The organism is Mucilaginibacter aureus, assembly GCF_053514885.1.
Genome location: NZ_CP170601.1, coordinates 2,568,513 through 2,593,622, shown reverse-complemented (window position 1 = coordinate 2,593,622; position 25,110 = coordinate 2,568,513). Strand labels below are relative to the sequence as shown.

Genomic DNA, 25,110 nt, shown 5'->3' with positions numbered 1-25,110 from the left:
ATCAATATTTTGAGCGAAAAATGCAAAAAGCCAATAATCATCAAAATATCACATTTTTTATTAATTTATTGATATTTTAACAATTATTCAAATCAAAATTTAACAAAAACATTACAAATTGTGACATTTTAAAAACGTCAAAATTACATTTTATCCACCAATTAAAAATATTTTTGCAATCGATTGTTATTTTTAAAAATTTGTTTCTACTTTTATTCCAAGTTATAACCAATTACACCTTCTTGTTCACCACCGGAGTTAGTTAAGCCAATCTGCGCTAAGAGAATTTGCTGACAGAAACCCGATACACGGCCAGGAAGTTTTTTATTAAACCAATTAATTAACCATTATTAAAATCAACTGTGTTGTATGGAGAAACTTCTATTCAAAAAATCTACCAGGTTCCTATCCTTAACTATTGAAGGGCTTACACTCAATAGTTCTTTCAGTTAGTAATTGCAGCGCAGTTACGGTAAAACAAATCAACCAACTAAAGAACCCACTATCAAACATTAAATGAATCGATTATGAGAAAAATTAAACTTTTAAAATGCTGGCAAGTGCTGCTCGTTTTCATGTGTAGCAGTTTGCTTTCGCTGAGCACATACGCCCAGTCGACGATTGGAGGTACTGTATCAGATCAGCAAGGCGACCCCATAATAGGCGCCAATGTTAAAGTAAAAGGGGCAACTACCGGTGGTGTTGCTACCGATATCAATGGCCACTTTTCTATTAAAGTGCCGGCAAATGCAACAGCGCTGGTGGTATCCTTTATTGGTTACACCACGCAGGAAATAGCCATTACTTCAAAAAGCAATAATTTAAAGATCGTAATGGCGAATGGAGCAAACAGCCTTAACGAAGTAGTTGTGGTAGGTTACGGTACATTAAAAAGACAGGATGTTACCGGTACCGTAGCAACGGTTGATGCAAAAGTACTGCAAGAGATACCTGCATCAAACGTTTTTGAGCAGCTTAAAGGCCGGGTAGCCGGTCTTGATGTGGTAAACAGCCCCAACGGCCCGATAATTACCATTCGTGGTAGCCGTAACATAGGCGGCAGCCCTGGAGTTGACGGTCCGCTGATCATTTTAGACGGACAACCTTACTACAACTCGATCGAAAACATCGACCCTAACGACATTAAAAGCGTTGACATATTAAAAGGTGCTTCGGCAACTGCCATCTATGGTTCACGCGGTTCGGGTGGTGTATTATTAATAACCACTAACCGTGGCCGCGTTGGGCAAACGCAAACCTCATATGATAGCTATTTGGCCATCAACAAGCCGGTAACGCCTGTAAAACTACTTAACGGCACCGAGTTTGCACAGTTGATAACCGATGCTACCCAGGGGGCCCTATTGCAAAACGGCCAAACAGTTAATAATTATGCTTTAACTACGATTGAAAAAAAGGCACTTGCTGAAGGAGTAAGCTCTGATTATCCATCATTATTATTACGCAACGCCTTTACCTGGGACCAAAACCTGAGAGTTACCGGCGGTACCGAAAAAACACAATTTAACATAGGTGTGGGTTATCGTACCAACAATACTGTTGAGCGCAATGATAATTATGTAAGGCGTATATCATTAAATGCCTCATTAGATCATAAAATAAATGATTATATCAAGTTTGGTTTAGTTACCGTAACCAGTTTGCGCATGATCAATAGCGGGGGAGCGGGCCAACTGCAACAGGCAGAGTATATAAGCCCTTTAACTTATCCTTACAATGCCGACGGAACCATCAATCCGCTACCGCAGTCAGATCAGTTGGATGCTACTTTTGTGAATCCGTTGCTTCCGGGTAGCATGCCAAACCAGTATTATAACTATACACGCGGCTTTGTTACCAACGACATATTGTATGGCGAGGTAGCTCCTGTAAAACACTTAAAATATCGTTACACGGTAAACTACAACTATGCGCAATCGCTGCAAGGCACGTATAATGGTATCAACAACGCCGATTTGACAACTATTGCTAAAACCAGCGCCAGTACAGTAAACAATTACTCGTACCGTATAAACCAGGAACATTTGTTAACCTACGATAATGTGTTTGCAGGAAAGCATAGCGTAAACCTTGTAGCCGGTTTTACCAATGAGTTGGCGCATACCGAAAATTCAAATATCAGCGGTACCGGTATACCCTCAGATGCTAATAAAAACTCCAACCTGGGTCTGGCTCAAAGCATCAGCAATGTTGGCGGATTTTACAGCGAACAAAGCATTCTATCATGGGTAGGCCGTTTAAACTATGCTTATAACAGCAAGTACGATATTACAGCAACCATCCGTTCGGATTCCAACTCGGCACTGGCACAAGGGAACCAAACTACCACCTATCCGTCGATCGGCTTAGGCTGGGTGATCAGTAATGAAAGTTTTATGAAGAAATTTAACTTTATTGATAACCTGAAACTACGCGGCGGCTATGGTGAAACCTCAACCATTACTACTGTACAACCGTATGCCACTTTAGGCCAGCTAACTGCTGTTAAATATCAATTTGGCAGCTCATCTGCAGGTGATGCACAAGGTGTGATAGTTACCAACCTGGTTAACCCAAGTCTAACCTGGCAACGATCAGCAGAGTATAACCTGGCCTTAGATTTTGCTGTATTAAAGGGCCGCCTTACCGGTTCGGTAGAGGTTTACAAAACCACCACTTCGGGTATTATTTTACAAAACATTTTACCGCTAACAACCGGCGCCCGTAACCCGCCGGTTACCAACCTTGGAACCTCTGTAGATAAAGGCCTTGAAATTAGCCTGAGCAGCATCAATATACAAAACGCTCATGGCATTAACTGGTCAACCGATTTTAATATCGCTTTCAGCCGCGAAAAGGTCGTTGCCTTGCCTAATGGCGCAACTGCTGCGCCCAGCCTGGGCGAATTTGTGGGCCAGCCGCTTAACGTTATTTACGATGTGAAAAAATTAGGCATCTGGCAAACCAGCGAAGCTGCACAGGCAGCAGTATACGGTCAAAAGCCGGGCTCAATCAAAGTTCAGGATCTTAATAACGACGGGAAGATCGACTTTAATGACAATCAGATCATTGGTCATTTTAATCCTAACTACACGTTTGGTATGACAAACCGTGTGAGCTATAAAAATATCGACCTGAGCTTTGTAATCCAGGGCCGCATGGGCTTTACTACCATTGCTCCTTATGTATCGTCGTCTAACTCGGCCAACAATGGCTGGCAGTACCTTAACCAGGGCCGCCATAACCAGCCGGTGATCGACTATTGGACGCCAAACAATGCAACCAATGCTTTCCCTGAGCCTAACTCATATGCTCCGGTGCCGTATTATTCAACACTGCAATATTATGATGGTTCGTTTATCCGGGTAAAAAGTATCAACCTTGGCTATAACTTCCCTGTAAATCTATTGAAAAAGGTGGGTATGAGCGGATTGCGGATATATGCAAACGTAACCAATCCATTATTTATCTATGCTCCTATCCGTAACCAAAGTTTCTCGGTGCCAGATGCAGAATCAACTTACAGCTATAACACCAATGGGCAAGCAGTTACTAACCCTGCCGACCCTTCAGCAACCGGTAATATTGCAGGTGCAAATTCAGGCAATGGCGGTATATTTTTCCGCGGAGCAGGTATTAGCGCCGGCGAAATAACACGCGACTTTATTATAGGCATTAATGCAAAGTTTTAATTTAAGACATACAGAGATATGAAAATATTAACTAAAAACAATTTTATTATCGCTGTGGCAGCGGTATTAACAGCAGCCACGGGCTGTAAAAAGCAACTGGTAGAGCAGCCGCGCGCTGGTCTGTATCCTGATTACTTTAGTACAGCCGGTGGTGTGCAAGCTGGGGTTACCGGCGTGTATCAAGACCTAAGGGGAGCTTTTTCGGGCGAAGGTATTGTTTATTTTTTCGATGGTACCGACGAGAATATACCAGGTGGCAGCGCCGGTACTAACCCGGTTTATTATAATTCATTCAAAAATATCACGTCATCAAACGGCCCGGATATTACCGGCTTATTTGTTGACATTAATACCCTTAATGGCGTTTTACAATACGCATCGGCAATTACCGATAATAACGCGCGTACCCAGTATGTGGCCCAGGCCAAGTTTTTAAGGGGCTTTTTATACTTCTGGCTGGTGCAAACCTACGGAGGCTTAACTGCTACTCAAAAAAGTGGCATCCCGCTGCATCTTACCTTTAACACCCAGGCAGTTTCAGCTGATGCCCCTGCACAATTGAGTGATATTTACAATGCCATTATCCAGGATTTTACAGATGCCGCAGCGGGATTACCTAATACCATTACCGCTTCAAATCCGTTTTCGGCTGCCGGCATAGGCAAAAGCGCTACAGCCGCTACTGCCAATGCGTACCTGGCAAAAGCATACCTCACCAGGGGCTATACCGAAGCTAAACAACCAACCGATTTTCAAAAAGCTGCCGATCTAACCGCAGCGCTCATTGCTAATAAGGCCACCTATGGGCTTGACCTTTGGCAGGATTATTTTGATGTACACAAACCAGCCAACGATTATGGTAAAGAAAACATGTTCGCTATTGATTACGGTATAACAGATCCATTGTATTCTAACTATACCCAGCAATCATCAGGCGGTTATGGTATCAACCTGCTGTATGTTTTGGCCCGTTTTAACTATGTGGGCCCGGGTGTGGATAATGTTGCCGGTATTGATGCAGTACCACAAAAAATGGGAGGCAGCGCAGGTATGGTACGCGATGTATTTAACGGCCGCCCATACATTCGTTTAGCGCCTAATAAACCGTACACTATGGATGTAGCATTTGCCGATCAATTACATGATACCCGCTATGATGCTACCTTCCAAACTTATTGGATATGTACCAACCCTAATGTAACTGCCGGACTGCAAAGTGACCGTGTTACGCCAAAAGGTAAACTCATCTGTACTTCATCTGGTCAGCCGGGTGGTGGCGCTTCGCCGGGTCAAAACGGATATATTACACCTATAGACGGTGATACCGCTATATTGATGCCAAGCGCTGATGTTACCCTGGCACGCCGCGATGCCTTTAAAGGATTGATAGTTACCCCAAAACAATTTAACAGCACTATTTTCCCTACTGTTAAAAAGTTTGACGACCCTAAACGTACAGGTATTCTTGATTTTTCAAGCCGTCCGATCACTTTGATGCGCTTTTCGGAAGTTTACCTGATGAATGCCGAAGCCAATTATATGCTGGGTAATACCGCGGCCGCGGCAACATCGCTAAACGTTATCCGCCAGAGGGCAGCATACCGTACAGTTGCCGATGCAGCATCTGTTGCTGCCAGTGCACCTCACGTAACCACGGCAAATATGACTGCCGTTAACGCTGCTAATGCTACCGCTATGGCTTTAACAGGTGCCCAACTGGCTCAATTGGCCATACCTAACAATACTACAAGTACCGGCACCCTGTGTGGGATGGACCTGATACTGGAAGAGTATTCGCGCGAGTTTTATGGCGATCCGCGCCGCTGGTATGACCTGGTACGCACGCAGCAACTGGTTAGGCGCAACCAAATGTATAACGTAACCGGCGGACCTAATATCCAGCCATATCACACGCGCTGGCCTATACCGCAAGGGCTGATCAACGCTGTGTTATCCGGACCTGCATATCCGCAAAACAACGGTTATTAATGAAAATACCAAGATAATTTACATTCAAAACAAGAGGCCATAAAGCCTCTTGTTTTGTTTACCTGATAACTAATACCACATCACCAACTTGAACCGGGTACCAAAGTCTACTATTAAAAAACAACATTTATGAGAAACATTGTAAAAAAGATCGGTATAACGGCATTCGCAGCTATATCGCTACTGGCAGCTTGCAAAAAAAGCGACCCGGGTAGCTCAGGCGGAGATGGCAATAACAATAACGGCGGAACTCCCGTTACAACCGATACAACGGGCACGCTTAAAGGCTCAACTACCTTAAATATCGGTATAGCGGCCACTTACAACCTGGCTTCAACAAACTCAAGCTATTTAAATACCATTAAAAGAGAGGCTGGGTGGGTAACCTTTGGCAATGAGTTAAAAAATGCATCGGTAGTACAAAACGATGGTTCGCTAAATTTTACCACTGCCGATAACTTTTACAACCTGTGTACCAATTCCGGTTTACAGGTGTATGGGCATACGCTATGCTGGTACTCGCAGCAAAACACCAACTACCTCAATACACTTAAATCGGGCACAACCGCCTCTACTACCAACCTGATCAGTAACGGCAGTTTTGAAAGCGGTATAAGCACCAACTGGTTTACCCAGGTAAGCAGCACAGGTGGCGCCGCGGCAACGTTTTCGGTTGATAACACTACTGCGCAGGATGGTGCACAATCGCTTAAAGTAGTAGTTACTACCCCCGGACCAAACAGCTATAGCATACAGGCTGTAAATGATGCTTTTACCGGAACCGGCGGTTCATCATACACCGTGAGCATGTACATTAAGGGCGCAGGCGCGGTTAAAGCAGTGATGCAGGGTACACAGTATGATGGTGATAATACCTTTACAACCACAGCCACCTGGACAAAATACTCATGGACCATTACGTTAAACTCGGCCGAAACAGCCCCGCAGGTAAGGCTTAACTTTACAACCGCGGGTACCTACAACATTGATAATATTACCGTGGTTGCCAACACTACCACCACACTACCTGCAGCCCAGATAGCGGCTAATGTAGATACCGCCCTGAAGCGCGAAATAACCGGTATTGTAACGCATTACGCCGGAAAGATCAAAGCATGGGATGTTGTAAATGAAGCCATTAGTGATAATGGCGGTAACCTGCGCACCAGCGCCAACACACCGGCAGGTAACGGTTTCTTTTTCTGGGCCGATTATCTTGGCCGAAACTTTGGCTTGAAGGCATTTCAATACGCCAAAGCTGCCGACCCGAATGCCTTATTGTTTATAAACGATTATAATCTTGAATATAGTAACACCAAGCTCGATTCGCTGATCGCTTATGTAAAAGAACTGCAGGGTAAGGGTGCTAAGATAGATGGTATAGGCACGCAAATGCACATTAACCTCAATACTACCACCACAGGTATTGACAATGCATTTATCAAATTGGCTGCCACCGGTTTAAAAGTAAGGATAAGCGAGCTCGACATTGCCCTTAACTCGGGTAAAGCCGCAGGTTTTACTGCCAGTTCAACCGCATTAACATCGCAGGCTACGCTGTACAAATATGTGATAGACTCGTACCAAAAAAACGTGCCTAAGGCGCAGCAGTATGGCATTACCATTTGGGGCGTGGCCGATACGGATAGCTGGTTAAATTCGGCTTCGGCACCCGATTTTCCATTATTGTTTAATGCAGGCTATGCCAAAAAACCAGCCTATTACAGTGTACTGCTTTCGTTAAAAGGCCAATAGTATATTAAAAAAGTTTAGTTAGTGTTAGGGGATCATCAAGGCCGGCCGTTTGGCCGGCTTTGGTGTTTTGTTCAATAACATTTCCCGATCAAAGCTTATCTTAGCAATACCTAATACCAGTAACATTTTTCTGCCAAATGAAAAAACTTGTTTTAGCCTGCGGGCTGATCTTCTTAATTGTGTTAAACCTTGCGGCACAGCAAACTGGTAGTAATATACCGCAACTGGTAAAGAACGGCAACTCTATTCAACTTTTAGTTGATAACAAACCTTATCTCGTTTTAGGCGGCGAACTGGGTAATTCAAGCGCATCGAGCATGGCTTATATGAAACCCATCTGGCCGAAGCTGAAAAAAATGAACATCAACACCATTTATGCGCCGGTTTACTGGGAACTGATGGAACCCATAGAAGGCAAATTTGATTTTACCGTACTTGATGGCCTGATCACCGATGCCCGGAAGAACAACATCAAACTGGTATTGCTTTGGTTTGGGAGCTGGAAAAACAGCATGTCGTGCTATGCGCCTGCCTGGGTTAAAACGGATGCAGCAAGGTTTCCGCGGATTGAGGACCAAAAAGGCATTAAACATGAGATACTAACGCCTTTCAGCAAAAATAATCTCGAAGCAGATAAGCGGGCATTTGTTAAGCTGATGCAGCATGTTAAGGCTTTTGATAGTAAGCAGCGTACGGTGATCATGATCCAGGTGGAAAACGAGATAGGCATGCTGCCCGATGCCCGTGATTATGATGCAGGTGCCAACGCTGCATTTGCACAACCTGTACCCGCCCAACTACTCAATTACCTTAGCCTGCATAAAAACATTTTGCTGCCTGAAACCAAAGATATCTGGGCCAGTAACGGTTATAAAACCGCCGGTAATTGGGAAGACATTTTCGGCAAAAGCCTGGCTACCGACGAACTTTTTATGGCCTGGTATTTTTCGTGTTATGTTAACGAGATTGCGCTTGCCGGTAAAAGGGTTTATAATTTGCCCATGTACCTTAACGCCGCCCTCAACGCTCCCGGTAAAAAGCCCGGCGAATACCCAAGCGCCGGGCCGTTGCCGCAGGTAACCGATGTATGGAAAGCCGGCGCACCGGTTATCGATGTATTAGCACCTGATTTTTACAATCCTGATTTTAAGCATTGGTGCGATCTGTATACCCGCAATGCCAACCCGCTGCTGATACCCGAAATTCGTTTTGAGGCCGGTGTGGATGCGAAAGCCTTTTTTGCTTTTGGCGAATATAATTGCCTGTCGTTCTCGCCGTTCTCTATCGAATCAACAACCAAACCTGAGAACGAACCTATTGGCAAAGCTTACGCGATCATTAACCAGGTTACGCCTTTGATCGTCAACTATCAGCCGAAAGGCCAGACCAGAGGCTTTTTGCTGGATAAGGACAACCCCGTTCAAAACGCGACTTTAGGCAATTATGAGCTATCCGTAAGTCACGAATACAAGTTGGGTTGGTCGCCGGGCTCAAAAAACGAAACCTGGCCGCAAACCGGTGTTATGGTAATCTGCGTTGCGCCGGGCGAATACTATATTGCCGGAACCGGGGCCGTAATTACGTTTAAACCTGCTGCCAAAGGCGAAGCCGGTTTGCTAAGCGTAGACGAAGGCTCTTTTATAAACGGGCAATGGGTACCACAAAGGCGCATGAACGGCGACCAGGACCACCAGGGCAGGCATGTGCGCATACCGGTTAACGAGTATAGTATACAGCATGTGAGGTTGTATACGTATTAAAGATTCTATAAAATATGTCATTGCGAGGGACGAAGCAATCGCTTGCTTTACAGAGCGGCTTAGCAGGGCGAACACTTGCCTCCGTGCGATTGCCGCGCTATCGCTCGCAATGACATTTTCGGGAGTTTTAATTATTACTCAAACAATGTCCTTTTAATACCCAGCTCCAGTCCGCGCAGTTCGGCCAGGCCCTTTAGCCTGCCGATAACCGAGTAACCCGGGTAGGTATTGTAATTTACATCATCGAGTATTTTATGGCCGTGATCGGGGCGCATGGGTATAGCCGGCTCTTGTATGCCAACATAGGCGCGGCGTTTTTGCTCAATTACCACAGCTTTCATTACGGCGTACATATCGGTGCTGCCGCTTAGATGATCGGCTTCGTAAAAACTGCCATCGGGTTCGCGCTGTACGTTGCGCAGATGTAAAAAATGAATATGCTGCCCTAACCGGCTCACCATAGCCGGCAAATCGTTTTTAGGATTAGCCCCCAACGAGCCGGTGCAAAAAGTAATACCGTTTGATGGCGAAGGGCACGAGTTAACCACATCCAGCAGATCTTCTTCGTTACAAACCACGCGTGGCAGGCCCAGTATCGGGAACGGCGGATCGTCGGGGTGGATGCACATTTTAATACCCAGCTCTTCGGCAGTTGGGATAATGCCTTTTAAAAAGTACGCCAGGTTAGCTTTTAAGGCTTTGGCATCGGTTTGGGCATATTTTTTTAAATGTTCTTTAAACTCGGCAATGGTAAATACCTCGTCGGTGCCGGGCAGGCCGGCCATAATAGTGTTGGTTAGATAGGTTTTTTCGCTTTCGCTGATGCTATCCAGATAAGCTTTAGCGGCTTGCTGCTGCTCAACTGTAAACTCGTTAAAAGCTTCGGGACGTTGTAAGATATACAGGTCGAAGGCAGCTACGGCCGGGGCATGGTAACGCAAGGCCGAAGCATTGTTGGGCAGGCGAAAATCAAGGTTGGTGCGTGTCCAATCAAGCACGGGCATAAAGTTATAGCATACTGTTTTAATGCCGGCCTGCGCCAGATTTTTTAGCGTGGCAATGTAGTTGGCAATGTACTGATCGCGCTCGGGCGCGGCGGTTTTAATACTTTCGTGGATGTTGACGCTTTCAACTACCGACCATGTGAGGCCTGCTTTTTCGATCACGCTTTTACGTTCATTGATCTCGTCCATCGTCCATACATCCCCACAAGGAATATGGTGCAAAGCGGTAACTATACCGGTAGCGCCGGTTTGCGTAATGGCGGCCAAAGTAACCGGATCATTAGGGCCAAACCAGCGGAATGTTTGTTCTAAATTGGGTATCATGTTGTTATGTTATAATCTTTGTTTTGTTGTCATTTCGACCCAAGGAGAGATGACAGTTTTTTTATTCTTTTATTTTCGTTTGTTATTTACTATCGAAAAAATCGCATAAACACACCCCTGCAGCCGCACTGCCCAACGCGCCCCCTCTCAAGAGGGGAATTTTTTAATTCGTTTTATTCCTTCTTCAACTCCACCAAATACACGTCGTTTTGGCGCATGGGTAATTGTTTTTCAAAAATACCGTTTGCTGTAACCTTAACGGTGATCAGCTCCGGTTTATCATTATTGGCCTGTTTAATTTGGGACACCTGCTGTTTGCTTAACTGCAGCGGCGAACCCATAGCAAAATATGTGGAATAGGCATCGTTAGCATGGTAACCGGTTTTATGCAGATACATTTTATAAGTGCCTGGCGCCATATTTTTAATGCTGATCTTTACATCCGGCAGTTTTTGGGCGGGCAGATCACGTTTGTAAAATACCTGGTCGTTAACCGAGTCGCCGGGGTGCGTGATGCGAAAGTTCCACAGCAAAAGCTGTATGTTACCACGGGCATCTTTACAGGCTATCGCGCTTGAATCGTTGCTTTTTAGCGCAATATTGCCTAACTGGTTGAGGTATTTAAAAGCATAGTACGACGGCTTTTTGATATCCTGGTAATTGAGCAACCCAAACCCGCCGTGAAAAGGCGTAAACCGCGGGCCATTCTCTTCAAAAATATCGGTAAACGTCCAGTACGAGAGGGAGTTTACATATCCGGATGCTTTTTTGATCTTATCTAAAATATAAGCCGCTTCGTGGTAACTGTCGTGTATAGGATCGGTGGGTGTGTATGATGAACTCCACTCGGTATAATGCAGCTCGAGGTTGGGCATGGCCGAGTTTTTGATCTGCTGCTTTACGCGGATCATATCGCCGGAAACGGCATTTTTATCCTGACTGACAATTACGCCAACCTCGCCGGTTTGATCCAAAAAGCCCTCCTTAACGCCGTAGGTATGGGTGCTGATGAAATCGATCGGTACTTTGTTGTCAGTACAAAAGCTGATCATTTCGGGGACCCAGGCGTTGCCGGCAGTTGCAGGGCCGCCAACGCGGTAGCTTTTCGATACCGCTTTAATAGTGTTGGCTGTTTCGCGGTAAAGTTTAAAATAATCCTGCTGGTTGCCGCTAAAAAAAAAGCCCTTCAGGTTGGGTTCGTTCCACACTTCAAAATACCAGCTTTTAACTTCGGACTCGCCGTAACGTTCAGTAAAATGCTGCACTAATTTGGTGATCAGCGCATCCCACTTTTGGTAATCTTTTGGCGGTGTGATATTACCCTTCCACCAGAAAATGGTTTTATTGCCGCTTGCAAGCGCGTTGGGCATAAAACCCAGTTCGACAAAGGGCTTCATATCGATGCTCAGCAAAAAATCAAACAGCTCATCAATATACTGAAAGTTATAGCCGGGGTTACCGTTCTTATCTTCGCGGTAAACGCCCATATCATCGGTTAACAACCCATGGAAACGGATATACCTGAAACCCAGTTCGGCTTTAGCCATGCGCAGCTGCCGCTGCCAGTCGGCGCGCAACCCCTCGTTGGCCCTGCCTGCCCCAACGCAAAAATTGTAGCTGCGGTTAAATGCGCCATTAACCTGTTTGGCATCAACGGTGATGGTGCGCGTGTTTTGCGCATGGGCCGCGGTACCGATGCTAAGCATCAGCACAGTAAAAAAACGGCTGAGTAGTTTGACGGGCCTCATTATTGGTTGCAATGTTACTATTTGGTTACAAATACAAAAAAACTAAAAAAAAGAAAGTACTTTTAGATGAGCCTTTTTATTGCCTGTGAAATTAAGTACAAATTTTAAATAATTGCAATCGGTTACAAAAAAAACATTGTGCTAAATTGCTTATTTAGTAAAATAAGTTTACATTTAATATGAGATTAATGAACGATATTTGTAATCGATTTTGATACCCGCCTTTAATATTTGGTATGCACAAGCCTGCAAAAGAGATCACCATTTACGATATAGCTGCAAAGCTTAATCTATCGGCGGCTACCGTTAGCCGGAGTTTGAACGATATGCCCGGTGTAAATGCCAAAACTAAAAAAAAGATAGTTGAAGCCGCCCGCACCATGGGTTATAGCTCAAATGCTTTTGCCAGCAACCTGCGCACCAAACGCAGCAATACCATTGGCGTTGTGGTACCGCGGCTAAACAGTAGCTTTATGTCTGACGTGATAGCTGGGATGGAAAAAGTGGCCAACGAAGCCAATTACAACCTGATCATCAGCCAATCGTTAGAGACGATGAAGAAAGAGATAAGCAATACCAAAACCATGTATAACAACCGGGTTGATGGTTTGCTGATATCGCTGGCTTATGATACCGATAATATTGATCACCTCGAAAACTTTATCAGCCGCAATATTCCCGTTATATTTTTCGACCGGATTTACGAGCACCAGGTTTGCCCCAATATCCATATCGATAACTTTAAGGCTGCTTACGATATTACCCGCCACCTGATTGACCAGGGTTGCACCCGCATTGCCCATATTGGCGCCCCCGGCCTGCGCAACGTATATGCCGAACGTTACAATGGCTATAAAAAAGCGCTGGAAGACAGTAACCTGCCGGTTTATGATGACCTGCTGATTATTAACGACCTGAGCGCCCAAGCCGGGTATGAAGCCGGTGAGCAGATACTAAAAATGGAGCACATGCCCGATGCTGTTTTTGCAGCTAACGATGTATGCGCCATTAACTGTATGCTGGTGCTCAAAAACGCGGGTATCAAGATACCGGAGCAGGTGGCTTTTGCCGGATTTAACAACGACCCGGCAGCAAGCATTGTGGAGCCCAACCTCACCACCGTTAACTACAAAGGTTATGAAATGGGCGAAGTTGCCGCCAAGATACTGATAGGCCATTTAACCAATAACGATAATTTGCAATTGACGCATAGTTTGATTTTGCGGCATGAGTTGTTGGTGAGGGGATCGTCGGTGAGAGGGTGATTTTACCTGATTACTTGTCTTATTTACCAGATCCAAAACCAAACTGATAGGCCATACACTTTCGGATATCACTTCACTTGGGGCGGTAAGTTAAAAGCACTACACTTTTTTCAAATTGTTGTACATTGGTTAGCTCGATGCCTGAAGCTATTCCTTCCGGGAAAAGCCGTTCGCCCTCACCGATGATAGCCGGGTTAATGAGCAACCTCAGCTCATCAACCAGACCTGCTTCCAGCAAAGGTTTTACCAATGAACCGCTGCCTTGTACCAGGATATAACCACCTTCTTCAGTTTTTATGTTTTTGACGGCTTCGGTAAACCCTTTATTGATGATCGTGGTGTTTTTCCAGGCCGCTGTTCTCAACCCGGAGGATACGACATATTTTTTGCAATTGTTCAATTGGTCTGCAACTCCTTGTTCATTATGATCAAAGGAGGACCAGTAGGGATAAAGCATTTGGTAGGTGTTGCGGCCGTATAACATTATTTCACAATTGTTAATTGTGTTTTGAATGTATTTTTGACGGCTTGGGCTATCAAATGGCAACCACCATTTATCCATGGAACTGGCATCGAATATACCATCTAATGACAGCCATTCTGTTATGATCAATTTTCTCATGCTATTAATTTTAAGCAAAAATGCCGATCATACGGGTATCAAAATAGAACAGAACCGACAAAAAGATCAGAGGTCAGGGCGGGAGCGCAGGTAAGCAGATGGCGTTAATTGAGTAAACTTTTTAAAGGTCCGGATAAAATGACTTTGATCCGCATAGCCATGATGATATGCAACTGCCGAGAGATCCCGGAAATTGCCATTATTGATCTGCCCAAATGCCTGGTTAAACTGCCAGATTCTGCGAAACTGGTTAGGCGAAACGCCAATATGCTGTTCAAACAGGCGTTGAAATGTTCTTTCTGTCATGTGCAGTTCATGCTGCACTGTGGTCAAAATATGTTTATCTGATGTGGAGGAAATTCTCTCGCTTGCATAGATCAAGCGCTTATCCTCACGCCTGATCGCAGTAATTTTGCTATACAGATAATCATCTATCAATTGCAACAACTGATTAGTAGCAGCAGCGTTCAGCAATTGCTCCTGTAGTTCCGATCGCCCTGTTAGCATATTCAATGCTATTGGCTTATCGGTTAACTCAAGAGCCGAAATATTGAACAAGGTACTCAAAGCGTATGGTTGCAGAAAGTAGGCAATGAGTTTAAAATTATCAGCGATCAACAATTGCTGAGGTAGTACCGTTTGCCCGAAAAGCGTTAAATAATGCTCATTCCCTCCCATACGCCCTGCTGCCGTTGTAAATAAAAGCGTAGGTGTACCATTAGCAAACAGCGGCAATACGAACGGGCTTTGTAGCTGTTCGTTCTCAATAACCAGAATAGCCCGTACGTAAGACGAAAGCCTTGCCGCGGGTATAGGATACATTATTTTCATCGCTGTAAGATACCAACACTCAAATTTAGCTTATTGTTATAAATTATTGGGATATGCGGAATGGCCCGCCGCACCATGGTTCGACAAGCTCACCATGACAGCCCGCAGAAAGTATTAAATACTCATCAATTCCCTGTTAATAACCTCCAAAATGTACCCTCATTGTCAACTTTAAACCTGCGGCATGGTATTCCGGGCTTTTTGCTTTAATCTTGAAAAAAATTGAACAGCTATGAATCTGGAACTTAACAATAAAACCGCTTTTATCAGCGGCTCAACAGCCGGTATAGGGTATGCTATTGCCGAAAGTTTAGTGCGCGAAGGGGCCTCGGTTATTATTAACGGCCGCACGCAGGCGAGTATTGACCAGGCGATTGCCGGATTAAAGCAGGTAAACAGCGAGGCCAAAGTAACGGGCATCGCGGCTGATTTTTCGAAGCCCGAAGAGGTGTACGAACTGATCGGTAAACTACCTGAGGTGGATATCCTGATCAATAACGCGGGCATATTCGAGCCGAAGCAATTTACGGATATCCCCGATGAAGACTGGTTTAGGTTTTTTGATGTGAATGTGATGAGCGGCATCCGGCTTTCGCGCCATGTGCTGCCCAAAATGTTGAAGAAGAACTGGGGACGCATCATTTTTATCTCGAGCGAATCGGCGGTGTTTATCCCTGATGAGATGATCCATTACGGCATGACCAAAACTGCGCAGCTGGCCGTTAGTCGCGGCCTGGCCGAGCTGACCAAGGGTACGGGTGTTACCGTAAATTCGATATTGCCGGGACCGACCAAATCGCGCGGAGTGGAAGGGTTTATTGAAGATATTGCCAAATCGGGCAATACATCGACCGCGCAAGTGGAAACCGACTTTTTCAAAAACCTACGGCCAACATCGCTTTTGCAGCGCTTTGCTACCGTTACCGAGGTAGCCAATACGGTAACGTATTATGTAAGTCCGCTGGCCTCGGCTACTAACGGAGCATCCATCAGGGTTGAGGGTGGTTTGATACGATCGATATTGTAAAATATTTTGATGATTGAAAAGCCGCAGATTTTGGAATCTGCGGCTCTTTTGTACTTGTATTTCTATTCAGAAAATCGTATATTGTATGGTTATTTTTCAGCGCGAAGCTGAAAAAGGGAAGGCAAAATGGTGCGGAAATTTCTTACAATTACCCCCCCATTTTTAATGATTGAGTTATTGGGTGATTGGTCTTTTTATTCTCGCTAATCGGATGCCAAAGAAAGTTTTTAATTTCTCGCAAAGGCGCGTAAGGCGCTAAAAATAAGCTTTAAAAACTTTGCGTCTTTTCACCTTAGCGTGCGATAGTCCTTAACTTAACGCCATCGGTACACCGATGAATACCTATGTGATACCGATGTATTTGATGGGTATGAATTACTTAAAAAGTACATTTGGAGTGATTTGAGAAAGATATGGTGAAAAAGTTTGAAAAAAATACCGATAAATACCTATGTTTTCGGGCACCGGATGTCGAACGGTAAATAATGAAGTGGATTCCGTAATTCGACATTCAAAATTCATTATTCGATATTCCTTAAACGCTCATGTTAAAAGAAAACCCTTATACCAGCGCCGATGTTCGTTTCAGACCAGCCATTCGGGATAATACATCCAACAGGATAATGATACCGGCATGTTATGAAATAATTAGTTTTCTGTGTAAAAGGAGGTAAAAACTTTGGATAGCAATAGCATAAAGCATTGTAAATGTAACTCAATTAGGTTAAGTTAGCATAAATTTTTGTTTGTGATGCTATACGAACGACAACAGCAAAGTGCTCAAGCCAATCGGACGATTCATCATCAGGGCACATCTGGTAAGTCGTTGCCTGCAGTGCCTTTTTTACAAAAGCCGGCAGCCTTATCGTCGCAGCCTGTTCTTCAGGGCTATTTTACACACTACGGTAACAAATTAACAGAGGAATATATCTCACAAATAAAAGGGTATCTCGAAAAAAATTATTCATCTTTAGCAGAAACGTTTGGCAAACTCGCCGCAAAAACGAAATCCTATGGCACCATCAGCGATTGGCTAAAAACAAATGAGGTCACCGAGTCGGTAAAGACTATCATGGGAACCGAACTCAGCGATGAAAGCGACGAAGATGATAATATCAGCGTATTTAGTGATTTTGAAGAAGATGATAAAGAGAAATGGGAAGGATTAAAAAAAGAAAAGTATCACCCAAAGCATGAGACTCAGTTTAAAGTTTTTAAACACATACGCAACACCCTAAAAGAAAAAAGCCAGGGTGAGGGCCTTACCCCCGGGGGGTTAACTAATTTATTCGAATCTGTTTCAAAATTCAACGGATATGATCAGTCGACATTTGGGTACGCCAGAAAAGAGGGCGTTGAAAGAACGAAAACCGACGATAGGTTGTTTGGCACGAAATTAACGACGGTGCCCATGCGTTACCTCTCAAAAACGCTTACTAACAAAAAAGAATACGATTGGAATGAAAGTGGAAAATCGACGACCAACGAGAAGCATTTTGAAAAAGGCATGTCGCAAACAATAAAAAAACGCAAACTGAATCCGGAAGATTACGAAATTATGATCAGCCGCGAACGCTGCGAATTTTGTAAAGAAGACTCTGATGTCAATGAATTTGGCCATATTCATGCCAAGGGCGAAGACGAAGAATAGGACCGTTATCTTAATTCGCAAAGGGGTAACAACGACAGATCATGCTAACGCCGGATGTATTATCAGAAATAAAGTCAAAATTAGAACGCTACCACACGGTTCATTGCGGCTTAAAGCACGAGCGGGTTATCCAGGTTCCTTCCTTCGGGAGCGCAAACATTGTTAAACGCTATGGACTTTGTGACAGGCCGACGCGGAGATACCGGTTGGGATGCGCACACACTTTGGCTAATGACGAATTTTACCGGCTCACTTTGTTACTCGGTGCGCAGTTTCCTGCTGCGCAGGCTATGGCCGCAGAGCTCGATAGGCTGTTCAATTATGTTTATATAATAGATATTGCCAAAGGCGAACTTGAAAAACAATTGGCGTTTGCCTTATCGGCAAATAACGATCAGTTAATTAGGGAAGCCAAAGCAGCAATATCGCAAGTAATTGCAACACACCATCAACTCATCACAGCCATTGAAGAGATACGAGCTCAGCTTTTGACGGTTGTGTCGTCCTTATAACGATATATCCATACAAGCCTCCAAACATCACCGGCGTTTGCTTTCAAAAAAAAATAAAAAATGTTGAAGCAATAATGCTAAAATTATTAGCTTTGTTTTAAAGCTTATGACATCCAACCAGGCCCTGCAAAAATATTTTGGATACAGTGCATTCAGGCACCGGCAGGAGGCTATTGTACAGCATATTTTAAACGGTAAGGATGTGCTGGCGCTGATGCCTACGGGTGGTGGTAAATCGTTATGTTACCAGTTACCTGCTGTATTGCTTAATGGGTTGACCATTGTGATATCGCCGCTTATTGCGCTGATGAAGGACCAGGTTGACAGTCTGAACGTTAACGGCATCCCGGCTGCATTTTTAAATTCGGCGCAAAGCCCCGAAGAGCAGCGGTTACTGGTAAACAGGTTGCGGAATAACGAGATCAAGCTGCTTTACCTGGCGCCCGAACGTTTGTTCGGCTCGGAAAATAAGCTGCTGGATTTTTTAAAACCGCTGAATGTAGTACAGATCGCGATAGATGAGGCGCATTGCATATCGCATTGGGGGCACGATTTCAGACCCGAGTACCTGATGCTGGCCGGTTTAAAGCATCACTTTCCTAAAGTGCCGGTTATCGCTTTAACTGCTACGGCCGATAAGCTAACGCAGAAAGATATTTTGGAGAAGCTTGATCTTACAGATCCTGCTGTATTTATATCCTCATTCAACCGTGAAAATATTGTTTATAACGTTGCACCTAAACGTAATAGTTTTAACCAGTTATTGGCCTTTTTGGATAAGCGGAAAGACGAATCGGGCATCATTTACTGCCTGTCGCGCAAATCAACAGAGGCGCTGGCGGAGAACCTGAGGGAAGAAGGATTCCAGGCCGAAGCATACCATGCCGGTTTGGATAATGCCACCAAGGCGCGTAACCAGGAAGCATTTTTGCGCGATGATGTAAAGATCATTGTAGCCACCATCGCTTTTGGCATGGGCATCAATAAATCGAACGTGCGGTATGTGGTGCATATGGATCTGCCTAAAAATGTGGAGGGCTATTACCAGGAAACCGGGCGCGCGGGGCGCGATGGGCTTCCCTCAGAGGCCATGCTTTATTATTCGCCAGGCGACGCACAAAAGCTGAAGGAGTTTGCACGGGTGGAGAATAACCCCGAGCAGAGCCGGATTATGCTGAAAAAGCTGGATGATATGGTGCGCTACAGCGAGCTGCAAACCTGCAGGCGGCAGTTTTTGCTCAATTATTTTGATGAGGAGGCGCCAGAAAACTGCGGCTCGTGCGATGTATGCCTCACCGAGGTAATACGCTTTGATGGTACACTGATCGCACAAAAGGCATTATCGGCTGTAGCCAGATTGAAAGAAAGATTTGGCGCAGGTTACGTGGTAGAGTTTTTAAGAGGATCAAAAAGCGAAAAGATCCGCGAAGAACATAAGCAACTTAAAACATATGGCATAGGTGCCGATATTAGTAAGGTGGATTGGCAGCGTTACCTGCGCGAGCTGATCAGCACGGGTTACTTGCAGATATCTGGCGGCGAATACCCACTGCTGCAATTAACGGATAAAAGCGAGGCGGTGTTAAAAGGTCTACAAAAGGTGGAGTTTATTGCATCGCAAACTACCGAAGAAAGAACTGACCATGTTGAATTGCCATTTGAGCATGATCTGCTAAACGAGCTTAAAAACGTTAGGCGCAATATTGCCGGGAACGAAAATGTACCGGCCTACGTGATATTGGCAGATAGTACCTTAATGGAGATTGCGACCTATCTACCTCAAAACCTTGACGAACTACGGCTAATCTCAGGCTTTGGCGATATCAAGCTGGCCCGTTACGGCCGCGAGTTTTTAGAGCCTGTAAAAAGCTACAGTGCCCAAAGGGGTTTGTCGTCAAAAATAGCAGCTAAGAAACCTAAACGCGAAAGGAAGCAAAACAGCAACCGTACCGCAAAACAGAGCACTACGCAACAGGAAAGTTTCAGCCTGTATCAATCGGGTAAAACCATTGCCGAAATAGCGGCTATCCGCAATTTAGCAGCCACTACTATTGAGGGGCATTTATGCTCATTTATAGAGCGGGGTGATATAGATGTAACAGCTTTTATAAGCTTCGAAAAAATACCCGCCGTACAGGATGTGATTGAAAAATATGGCGGTGATAAACTATCGCCGCTTAAAGAAATTTTAGGTGAGGATTACAGCTATGGCGAAATAAGAGCTGTGGTGAGCTGGATGAAGGCTGCGCCTAAGCTCGCCAAAAGTTAGCGGGTACCCTTGTTGGCATATTTTCAATGCCAATAGGTACCTACCAAACCAATCACACTTCCCAGCCATAGCGCAGTCAGAAACGCCAGCGTGCCAAAACAAGTGGCCAATGCTTTAACCCAGGCTGGTTGTGTAAACAAATTGCGCGCCAGGTGAAAAGCACATGCGCCCATGGCACCTGCAAAAGGCACTATAATCAAAGGCCTGAATCGCCAATATGGGTTCCATTCGGGGTTTGATTTGCCGGCGCCCAGCAAAAAAAGAGCAATCAATACCAGGCCGGTACCTGCGCCAATCAGGGCCGGGCGTACAAAAGCTGAAGGTAACAGCTCGCGTTTGATGGAATAATTTGAATTTGTCATGATTGAATAATTTAATAACCTTGCAAACATAATAAAAGTACTTTGTATTTCAAAGTATTATCAAAAAGTTCATCTACCACAGTTAGCGTCATATTGAACAATACTGCTTTTAATAGTTGTGTAATTAAGAAAACAAAAAATAACTCAACATGAGGGTTGAAGGCGGTTTGATCCGGTCGATACTATAAATATCCCGCTCAATAAAAACCCGCAAGTAAAATGCTTGCAGGGTTTAAACCAGCGCAACTACGCCGAATATAAGGATCATGAAAGCAACAAAAATATAGATCACGGATATACCGTAAAATGTGCCCCAGCCCAACCAGTTTAAAAATTGCTTTCCCATTTGTACAATGGTGTCGTCGGTGTCTTTGATCACCAGGTAAGCATTCTTTTTGGTCTGTTCTGTGCGGGTTCTCTGCTCTTCTGCATATTGAACGTGTTCAGGATCAAACTGCGCATTGCAATGCGGGCATCGTTCATCTTTTTTACCGGTCCGGTTGCTCCATTTTCCGCAAACAGGACATTTTATTTCACTTAGCTGGCTCATGATTGAAATCAATTTAGTGAAGAACCTATTTAATTGTATTATAATTTATAACACGCAACTGCTGTAAATGATTTAATAGTTTGCGTTTTATTCAGGTATTGGTATTAACTGGTAACGAATAGATTAAATATAGGCAAAAAAAACAGAGTTGATCCTTAAAATATTTTTTTAATTTTTCTATCGTTAAGTATTACAACTATGCTTGCTGCTTTGCTGATGTTTACCCGCCTTTAATAAAAAAAGCCAGGCCCCTGTTAGACCTGGCTAAACTACCTATGAAAAAGTGTGCCGCCCGCCCTGTCAGGCCTGCACAGTACAAAGTTTAGGTTTCTTTTTGTGTGCACAAATTAATTAGGGACTTTTGACGTAGCAGATTAAAATCTGAAACCCAGCAGGTAACAAAAGAGTTAAGAATGTGCTATTTGAAGTACTATGCGCCCTGTAATTTCACCTTCTTTCATCCTATCAAACACAGTATTGATGTTTTCGAGCTGGGCCGAATGTACGATCGCCTTTACCTTACCATCAAGTGCAAACCCTATAGCTTCCTGCATATCTTTTCGGGTACCTACAATAGAGCCCCGGATAGAGTACCTGTTAAGTACGGTATCGAAAATAGACAGATCGAAATTTCCGGGCGGCAAGCCGGTTAACGACAAGGTACCCTTACGCCGTAGCATTGAAATGCCCTGTTTAAAGGCAACCGGAGAGGTAGCGGTAACTAAAACCCCATGCATCCCACCTGTTTTTTGTTTCAGGTACGTGCCGGGGTCTTGCTCAAGGGCATTAATAACAATATCGGCACCCATACTTTTGGCCAGGGCCAACTTATCATTGGATAAATCGATAGCCGCAACATTGAGCCCCATTGCTTTTGCATATTGCACGGCCAGGTGCCCCAGCCCGCCAATTCCGGAAATGGCAACCCACTCGCCGGGTTTGGCTTCTGTTTCTTTTAATCCTTTATAAACGGTAACTCCGGCACATATAATAGGTGCCATTTCCTGAAATTTAATACCAGCAGGAAAATGGGCCACGTACCGGGCATCAGCAACTACATACTCGGCATATCCCCCATCTACACTGTAGCCTCCATTTTGCTGCCGTTCGCATAAGGTTTCCCACCCCGTAATACAAAACTCGCAGCCGCCGCAGGCACTATATAGCCAGGGTACTCCAACAATGTCTCCCTCCTTTACATTATCCACTCCCTTCCCCAAGGCAGCCACATAACCAATCGCTTCGTGACCCGGAATAAGTGGTACCTTTGGTTTTACGGGCCAGTCGCCACTACAGGCATGCAGGTCGGTATGGCAAACGCCGCAACTGATCACTTTAACCAGTATCTGATTTTCGCCCGGCCGTTTTACCGGCATTTCTTCAATAGTTAAAGGGCCGCCTAATGTTTTAAGAACGGCAGCTTTCATTTTTGTTGGTAACATATCGTTATGTTTTAAATAAGTGAATATGCAGATCGGGCTGCTTAATGCTTAACTCTTTGCAGGAGACCTGGAGGTAGTTGGTATAGCGAGGCCAAAATTAACCAGATCGGTTAAAAGCAAATAATTCCATGTTCTTTAATGCGGTGCATATTTTAAGTTGAAACCTGCAAACATGCCGGTACCTCCGCCGGCAAATACCATATCTCCCGCCGTATTATCTAAATTGTACCGGTTAGCAATATCCTCCCTGACTATAGCATTCAGATAATTAAACGCAATTACGGCCTGCATTGCAGTAAAAGCCCAACAACGTTCCATTTTTAAAACTGCAACTGGTTAGCGGGTCCGGTTTAAAATAATTCGCCCTGGCATACCCTTACTTTGCATAGTGTATCGGTTAACATCTTTCTTAATTATTTAAATCAAAAAATATGTCAACTTTAAATTTGATCATACGCCGGCTGGCCTTAACGGGTTTAATGGCATTAACTATAGCAGATTATGCTATGGCTCAAAAAAAACCAAACATCCTGGTCATCTTTGGCGATGATATCGGTATTTCCAATATCAGTGCTTATAGTAATGGCCTTATGGGTTACAAAACGCCTAACCTTGACAAGTTGGCAAAAGAAGGCATGATGATGCTTGATTATTATGGCGAACAAAGCTGTACCGCCGGGCGCTCGGCATTTCTTACCGGGCAGCATATTATCCGTACAGGCTTGAGTAAGGTAGGCTACCCGGGAGCGCCTATGGGAATGAGCCAGTTAGATCCTTCTGTTGGCGGCTTACTTAAAAACCTGGGATACGCCACCGGGCAGTTTGGTAAAAACCACGTTGGCGATCGTAATGAAAGCCTGCCTACTGTTAATGGGTTCGACGAGTTTTTTGGCAATCTGTACCATCTGAATGCAGAGGAAGAGCCCGAATTGCCCGATTATCCGAAAGACCCTGCCTATCTCGCCAAGTATGGGCCGCGCGGCGTATTAAAATGCACCGCCACCAATGTTGATGATCCAAGTATACCAGACCAGCGCTTTGGTAAAATCGGCAAACAAAAAATAGAGGATACCGGACCATTAACCAAAAAAAGGATGGAAACCATTGATGATGAAACATCTGCCGCGGCAATTGATTTTATGAAACGCCAAAATGCTGCCGGTAAACCATTTTTTACCTGGTTTAACTCAACACGTATGCACCTGCGCACCCACGTAAGGGCCGAACATAGGGGCAGATATACCCATGGCGACAGTGAATACATTGATGGGATGATTGAACATGACGAAACTGTGGGATTGATATTAAAAGCGTTGGATGATATGGGCATTACCGATAATACCATTGTGGTATACACATCCGATAATGGCCCCCACATGAATACCTGGCCCGACGGCGCAATGACGCCTTTCCGTTCTGAAAAAAACACCAATTGGGAAGGCGCTTTCAGGGTACCCTGCATTATACGCTGGCCGGGACATGTTAAAGCAGGCACAATGAGCGATGAAATAATGAGCCACAACGATTGGGTACCTACTCTTTGCGATATAGCAGGCGAACCTAATATTAAAGGTAAATTATTAAAAGGTTATACTGCTAATGGCAAAAATTACAAAGTTCATTTAGATGGTTATGACCAGTTAGCATTTTTGGAAGGCAGATCAAAAAGCGCGCGAAATGAGTTCTTTTATGCGGACGATGACGGTTTACTGGTAGGCATGCGCCAGGGCGATTATAAATATGTATTTGCCGAACAGCGCTTGCAAGGAACAATGGGAGTTTGGGCCGAACCTTTTACTAAACTGCGTATGCAAAAGATATATAACCTTTACCAGGATCCTTACGAAAGAGCTGATATTACTTCCAATACTTATTGGGATTGGATAATCAATCATGTCGGATCAGTTTACGGATCGATAGATGTTGTAACACAGTTTGTGATGACCTTTAAAGAATTCCCACCACGGTCTACACCGCCAAGTTTTTCTCCTGGTACCATTATGGAAGAAATGCTGCAGAATATCCGTACGCAAAAGGAAATTAAAACTGTGATAGCTGCCCCAGCACAATAATATTTTAAACTATGCCGCGAATTTAATTGCAAAATTTAAGTAAGTCGGCAAATTAAAAAACATATAAAGTAATACATCACTATTAAAAACAATCCCATGAAATTAACAAAGCTAATACCCAATAATAAACAATTAAAATCCTATGCTATCAACCATTCTTGCGATCAATTGCAAGAATGGTTGATTTATTTGTCATCATCCATGAAGAGCATTTTTTCTCATATTTCTGAAAAAA

Annotated in this window: 18 protein-coding genes; 10 read left to right on the top strand and 8 right to left on the bottom strand. The window is 44.3% G+C overall.

The window, feature by feature from the left end; all coding sequences use genetic code 11:
* Positions 1-527: 527 nt before the first annotated feature.
* From ACFGVR_RS11065 to ACFGVR_RS11050, 4 genes are all read left to right on the top strand, one after another.
* A complete protein-coding gene (locus ACFGVR_RS11065; RefSeq protein WP_448702885.1) occupies positions 528-3,692 on the top strand; it encodes a SusC/RagA family TonB-linked outer membrane protein in 3,165 nt (1,054 codons plus the stop codon).
* A gap of 18 nt (positions 3,693-3,710) precedes the next feature.
* Entirely contained in the window at positions 3,711-5,681 is a 1,971-nt protein-coding gene (locus ACFGVR_RS11060) for a RagB/SusD family nutrient uptake outer membrane protein (RefSeq protein WP_448702884.1), read from the top strand.
* Between the two features lie 129 nt (positions 5,682-5,810).
* Positions 5,811-7,436 (top strand): endo-1,4-beta-xylanase, encoded by a 1,626-nt coding sequence (locus ACFGVR_RS11055; protein WP_448702883.1) that lies wholly within the window; start codon positions 5,811-5,813, stop codon positions 7,434-7,436.
* A gap of 137 nt (positions 7,437-7,573) precedes the next feature.
* Positions 7,574-9,196 (top strand): GH35 family beta-galactosidase, encoded by a 1,623-nt coding sequence (locus ACFGVR_RS11050; RefSeq protein WP_448702882.1) that lies wholly within the window; start codon positions 7,574-7,576, stop codon positions 9,194-9,196.
* A gap of 134 nt (positions 9,197-9,330) precedes the next feature.
* On the opposite strand, the gene uxuA is transcribed toward ACFGVR_RS11050, so the two are convergent.
* Both uxuA and ACFGVR_RS11040 read right to left on the bottom strand, forming a co-directional pair.
* Entirely contained in the window at positions 9,331-10,524 is a 1,194-nt protein-coding gene (gene uxuA, locus ACFGVR_RS11045) for a mannonate dehydratase (RefSeq protein ID WP_448702881.1), read from the bottom strand.
* Between the two features lie 173 nt (positions 10,525-10,697).
* Positions 10,698-12,272 (bottom strand): GH39 family glycosyl hydrolase, encoded by a 1,575-nt coding sequence (locus ACFGVR_RS11040; protein WP_448702880.1) that lies wholly within the window; start codon positions 12,270-12,272, stop codon positions 10,698-10,700.
* 236 nt (positions 12,273-12,508) lie between these two features.
* On the opposite strand from ACFGVR_RS11040, the gene ACFGVR_RS11035 reads away from it, so the two are divergent.
* The gene (locus ACFGVR_RS11035; RefSeq protein ID WP_448702879.1) at positions 12,509-13,537 is read left to right on the top strand and encodes a LacI family DNA-binding transcriptional regulator; all 1,029 of its coding nucleotides are present in this window, start codon (positions 12,509-12,511) and stop codon (positions 13,535-13,537) included.
* Positions 13,538-13,610: 73 nt separating this feature from the next.
* Here the strand turns inward: ACFGVR_RS11035 and ACFGVR_RS11030 are convergent, their stop codons facing one another.
* Together ACFGVR_RS11030 and ACFGVR_RS11025 are read right to left on the bottom strand one after the other, a co-directional pair.
* Complete coding sequence (locus ACFGVR_RS11030; RefSeq protein WP_448702878.1) at positions 13,611-14,159, bottom strand: dihydrofolate reductase family protein; 549 nt, start codon at positions 14,157-14,159, stop codon at positions 13,611-13,613.
* Between the two features lie 66 nt (positions 14,160-14,225).
* Complete coding sequence (locus ACFGVR_RS11025; RefSeq protein ID WP_448702877.1) at positions 14,226-14,981, bottom strand: helix-turn-helix domain-containing protein; 756 nt, start codon at positions 14,979-14,981, stop codon at positions 14,226-14,228.
* Between the two features lie 241 nt (positions 14,982-15,222).
* On the opposite strand from ACFGVR_RS11025, the gene ACFGVR_RS11020 reads away from it, so the two are divergent.
* From ACFGVR_RS11020 to recQ, 4 genes are all read left to right on the top strand, one after another.
* Entirely contained in the window at positions 15,223-16,017 is a 795-nt protein-coding gene (locus ACFGVR_RS11020) for an SDR family NAD(P)-dependent oxidoreductase (RefSeq protein ID WP_448702876.1), read from the top strand.
* A 751-nt stretch (positions 16,018-16,768) separates the two neighbouring features.
* Positions 16,769-17,668 carry a hypothetical protein gene (locus ACFGVR_RS11015; RefSeq protein WP_448702875.1) on the top strand — a complete coding sequence of 300 codons (900 nt, stop codon included), beginning with the start codon at positions 16,769-16,771 and terminating at the stop codon, positions 17,666-17,668.
* A 41-nt stretch (positions 17,669-17,709) separates the two neighbouring features.
* Complete coding sequence (locus tag ACFGVR_RS11010; protein ID WP_448702874.1) at positions 17,710-18,180, top strand: hypothetical protein; 471 nt, start codon at positions 17,710-17,712, stop codon at positions 18,178-18,180.
* 106 nt (positions 18,181-18,286) lie between these two features.
* On the top strand, positions 18,287-20,449 hold the full coding sequence (recQ, locus tag ACFGVR_RS11005; protein WP_448702873.1) for a DNA helicase RecQ: 2,163 nt from the start codon (positions 18,287-18,289) through the stop codon (positions 20,447-20,449).
* Between the two features lie 23 nt (positions 20,450-20,472).
* On the opposite strand, the gene ACFGVR_RS11000 is transcribed toward recQ, so the two are convergent.
* The 4 genes from ACFGVR_RS11000 to ACFGVR_RS10985 all read right to left on the bottom strand — a co-directional run bounded on the left by ACFGVR_RS11000 (position 20,473) and on the right by ACFGVR_RS10985 (position 23,121).
* Positions 20,473-20,811 (bottom strand): hypothetical protein, encoded by a 339-nt coding sequence (locus tag ACFGVR_RS11000; RefSeq protein ID WP_448702872.1) that lies wholly within the window; start codon positions 20,809-20,811, stop codon positions 20,473-20,475.
* Positions 20,812-21,043: 232 nt separating this feature from the next.
* On the bottom strand, positions 21,044-21,361 hold the full coding sequence (locus ACFGVR_RS10995; RefSeq protein ID WP_448702871.1) for a hypothetical protein: 318 nt from the start codon (positions 21,359-21,361) through the stop codon (positions 21,044-21,046).
* 407 nt (positions 21,362-21,768) lie between these two features.
* Complete coding sequence (gene adhP / locus ACFGVR_RS10990; protein ID WP_448702870.1) at positions 21,769-22,803, bottom strand: alcohol dehydrogenase AdhP; 1,035 nt, start codon at positions 22,801-22,803, stop codon at positions 21,769-21,771.
* Positions 22,804-22,938: 135 nt separating this feature from the next.
* Positions 22,939-23,121, bottom strand: coding sequence for a hypothetical protein (locus ACFGVR_RS10985; protein WP_448702869.1), 183 nt, complete (start codon positions 23,119-23,121; stop codon positions 22,939-22,941).
* Positions 23,122-23,234: 113 nt separating this feature from the next.
* On the opposite strand from ACFGVR_RS10985, the gene ACFGVR_RS10980 reads away from it, so the two are divergent.
* Positions 23,235-24,875, top strand: coding sequence for an arylsulfatase (locus tag ACFGVR_RS10980; RefSeq protein ID WP_448702868.1), 1,641 nt, complete (start codon positions 23,235-23,237; stop codon positions 24,873-24,875).
* Positions 24,876-25,110: the final 235 nt, after the last annotated feature.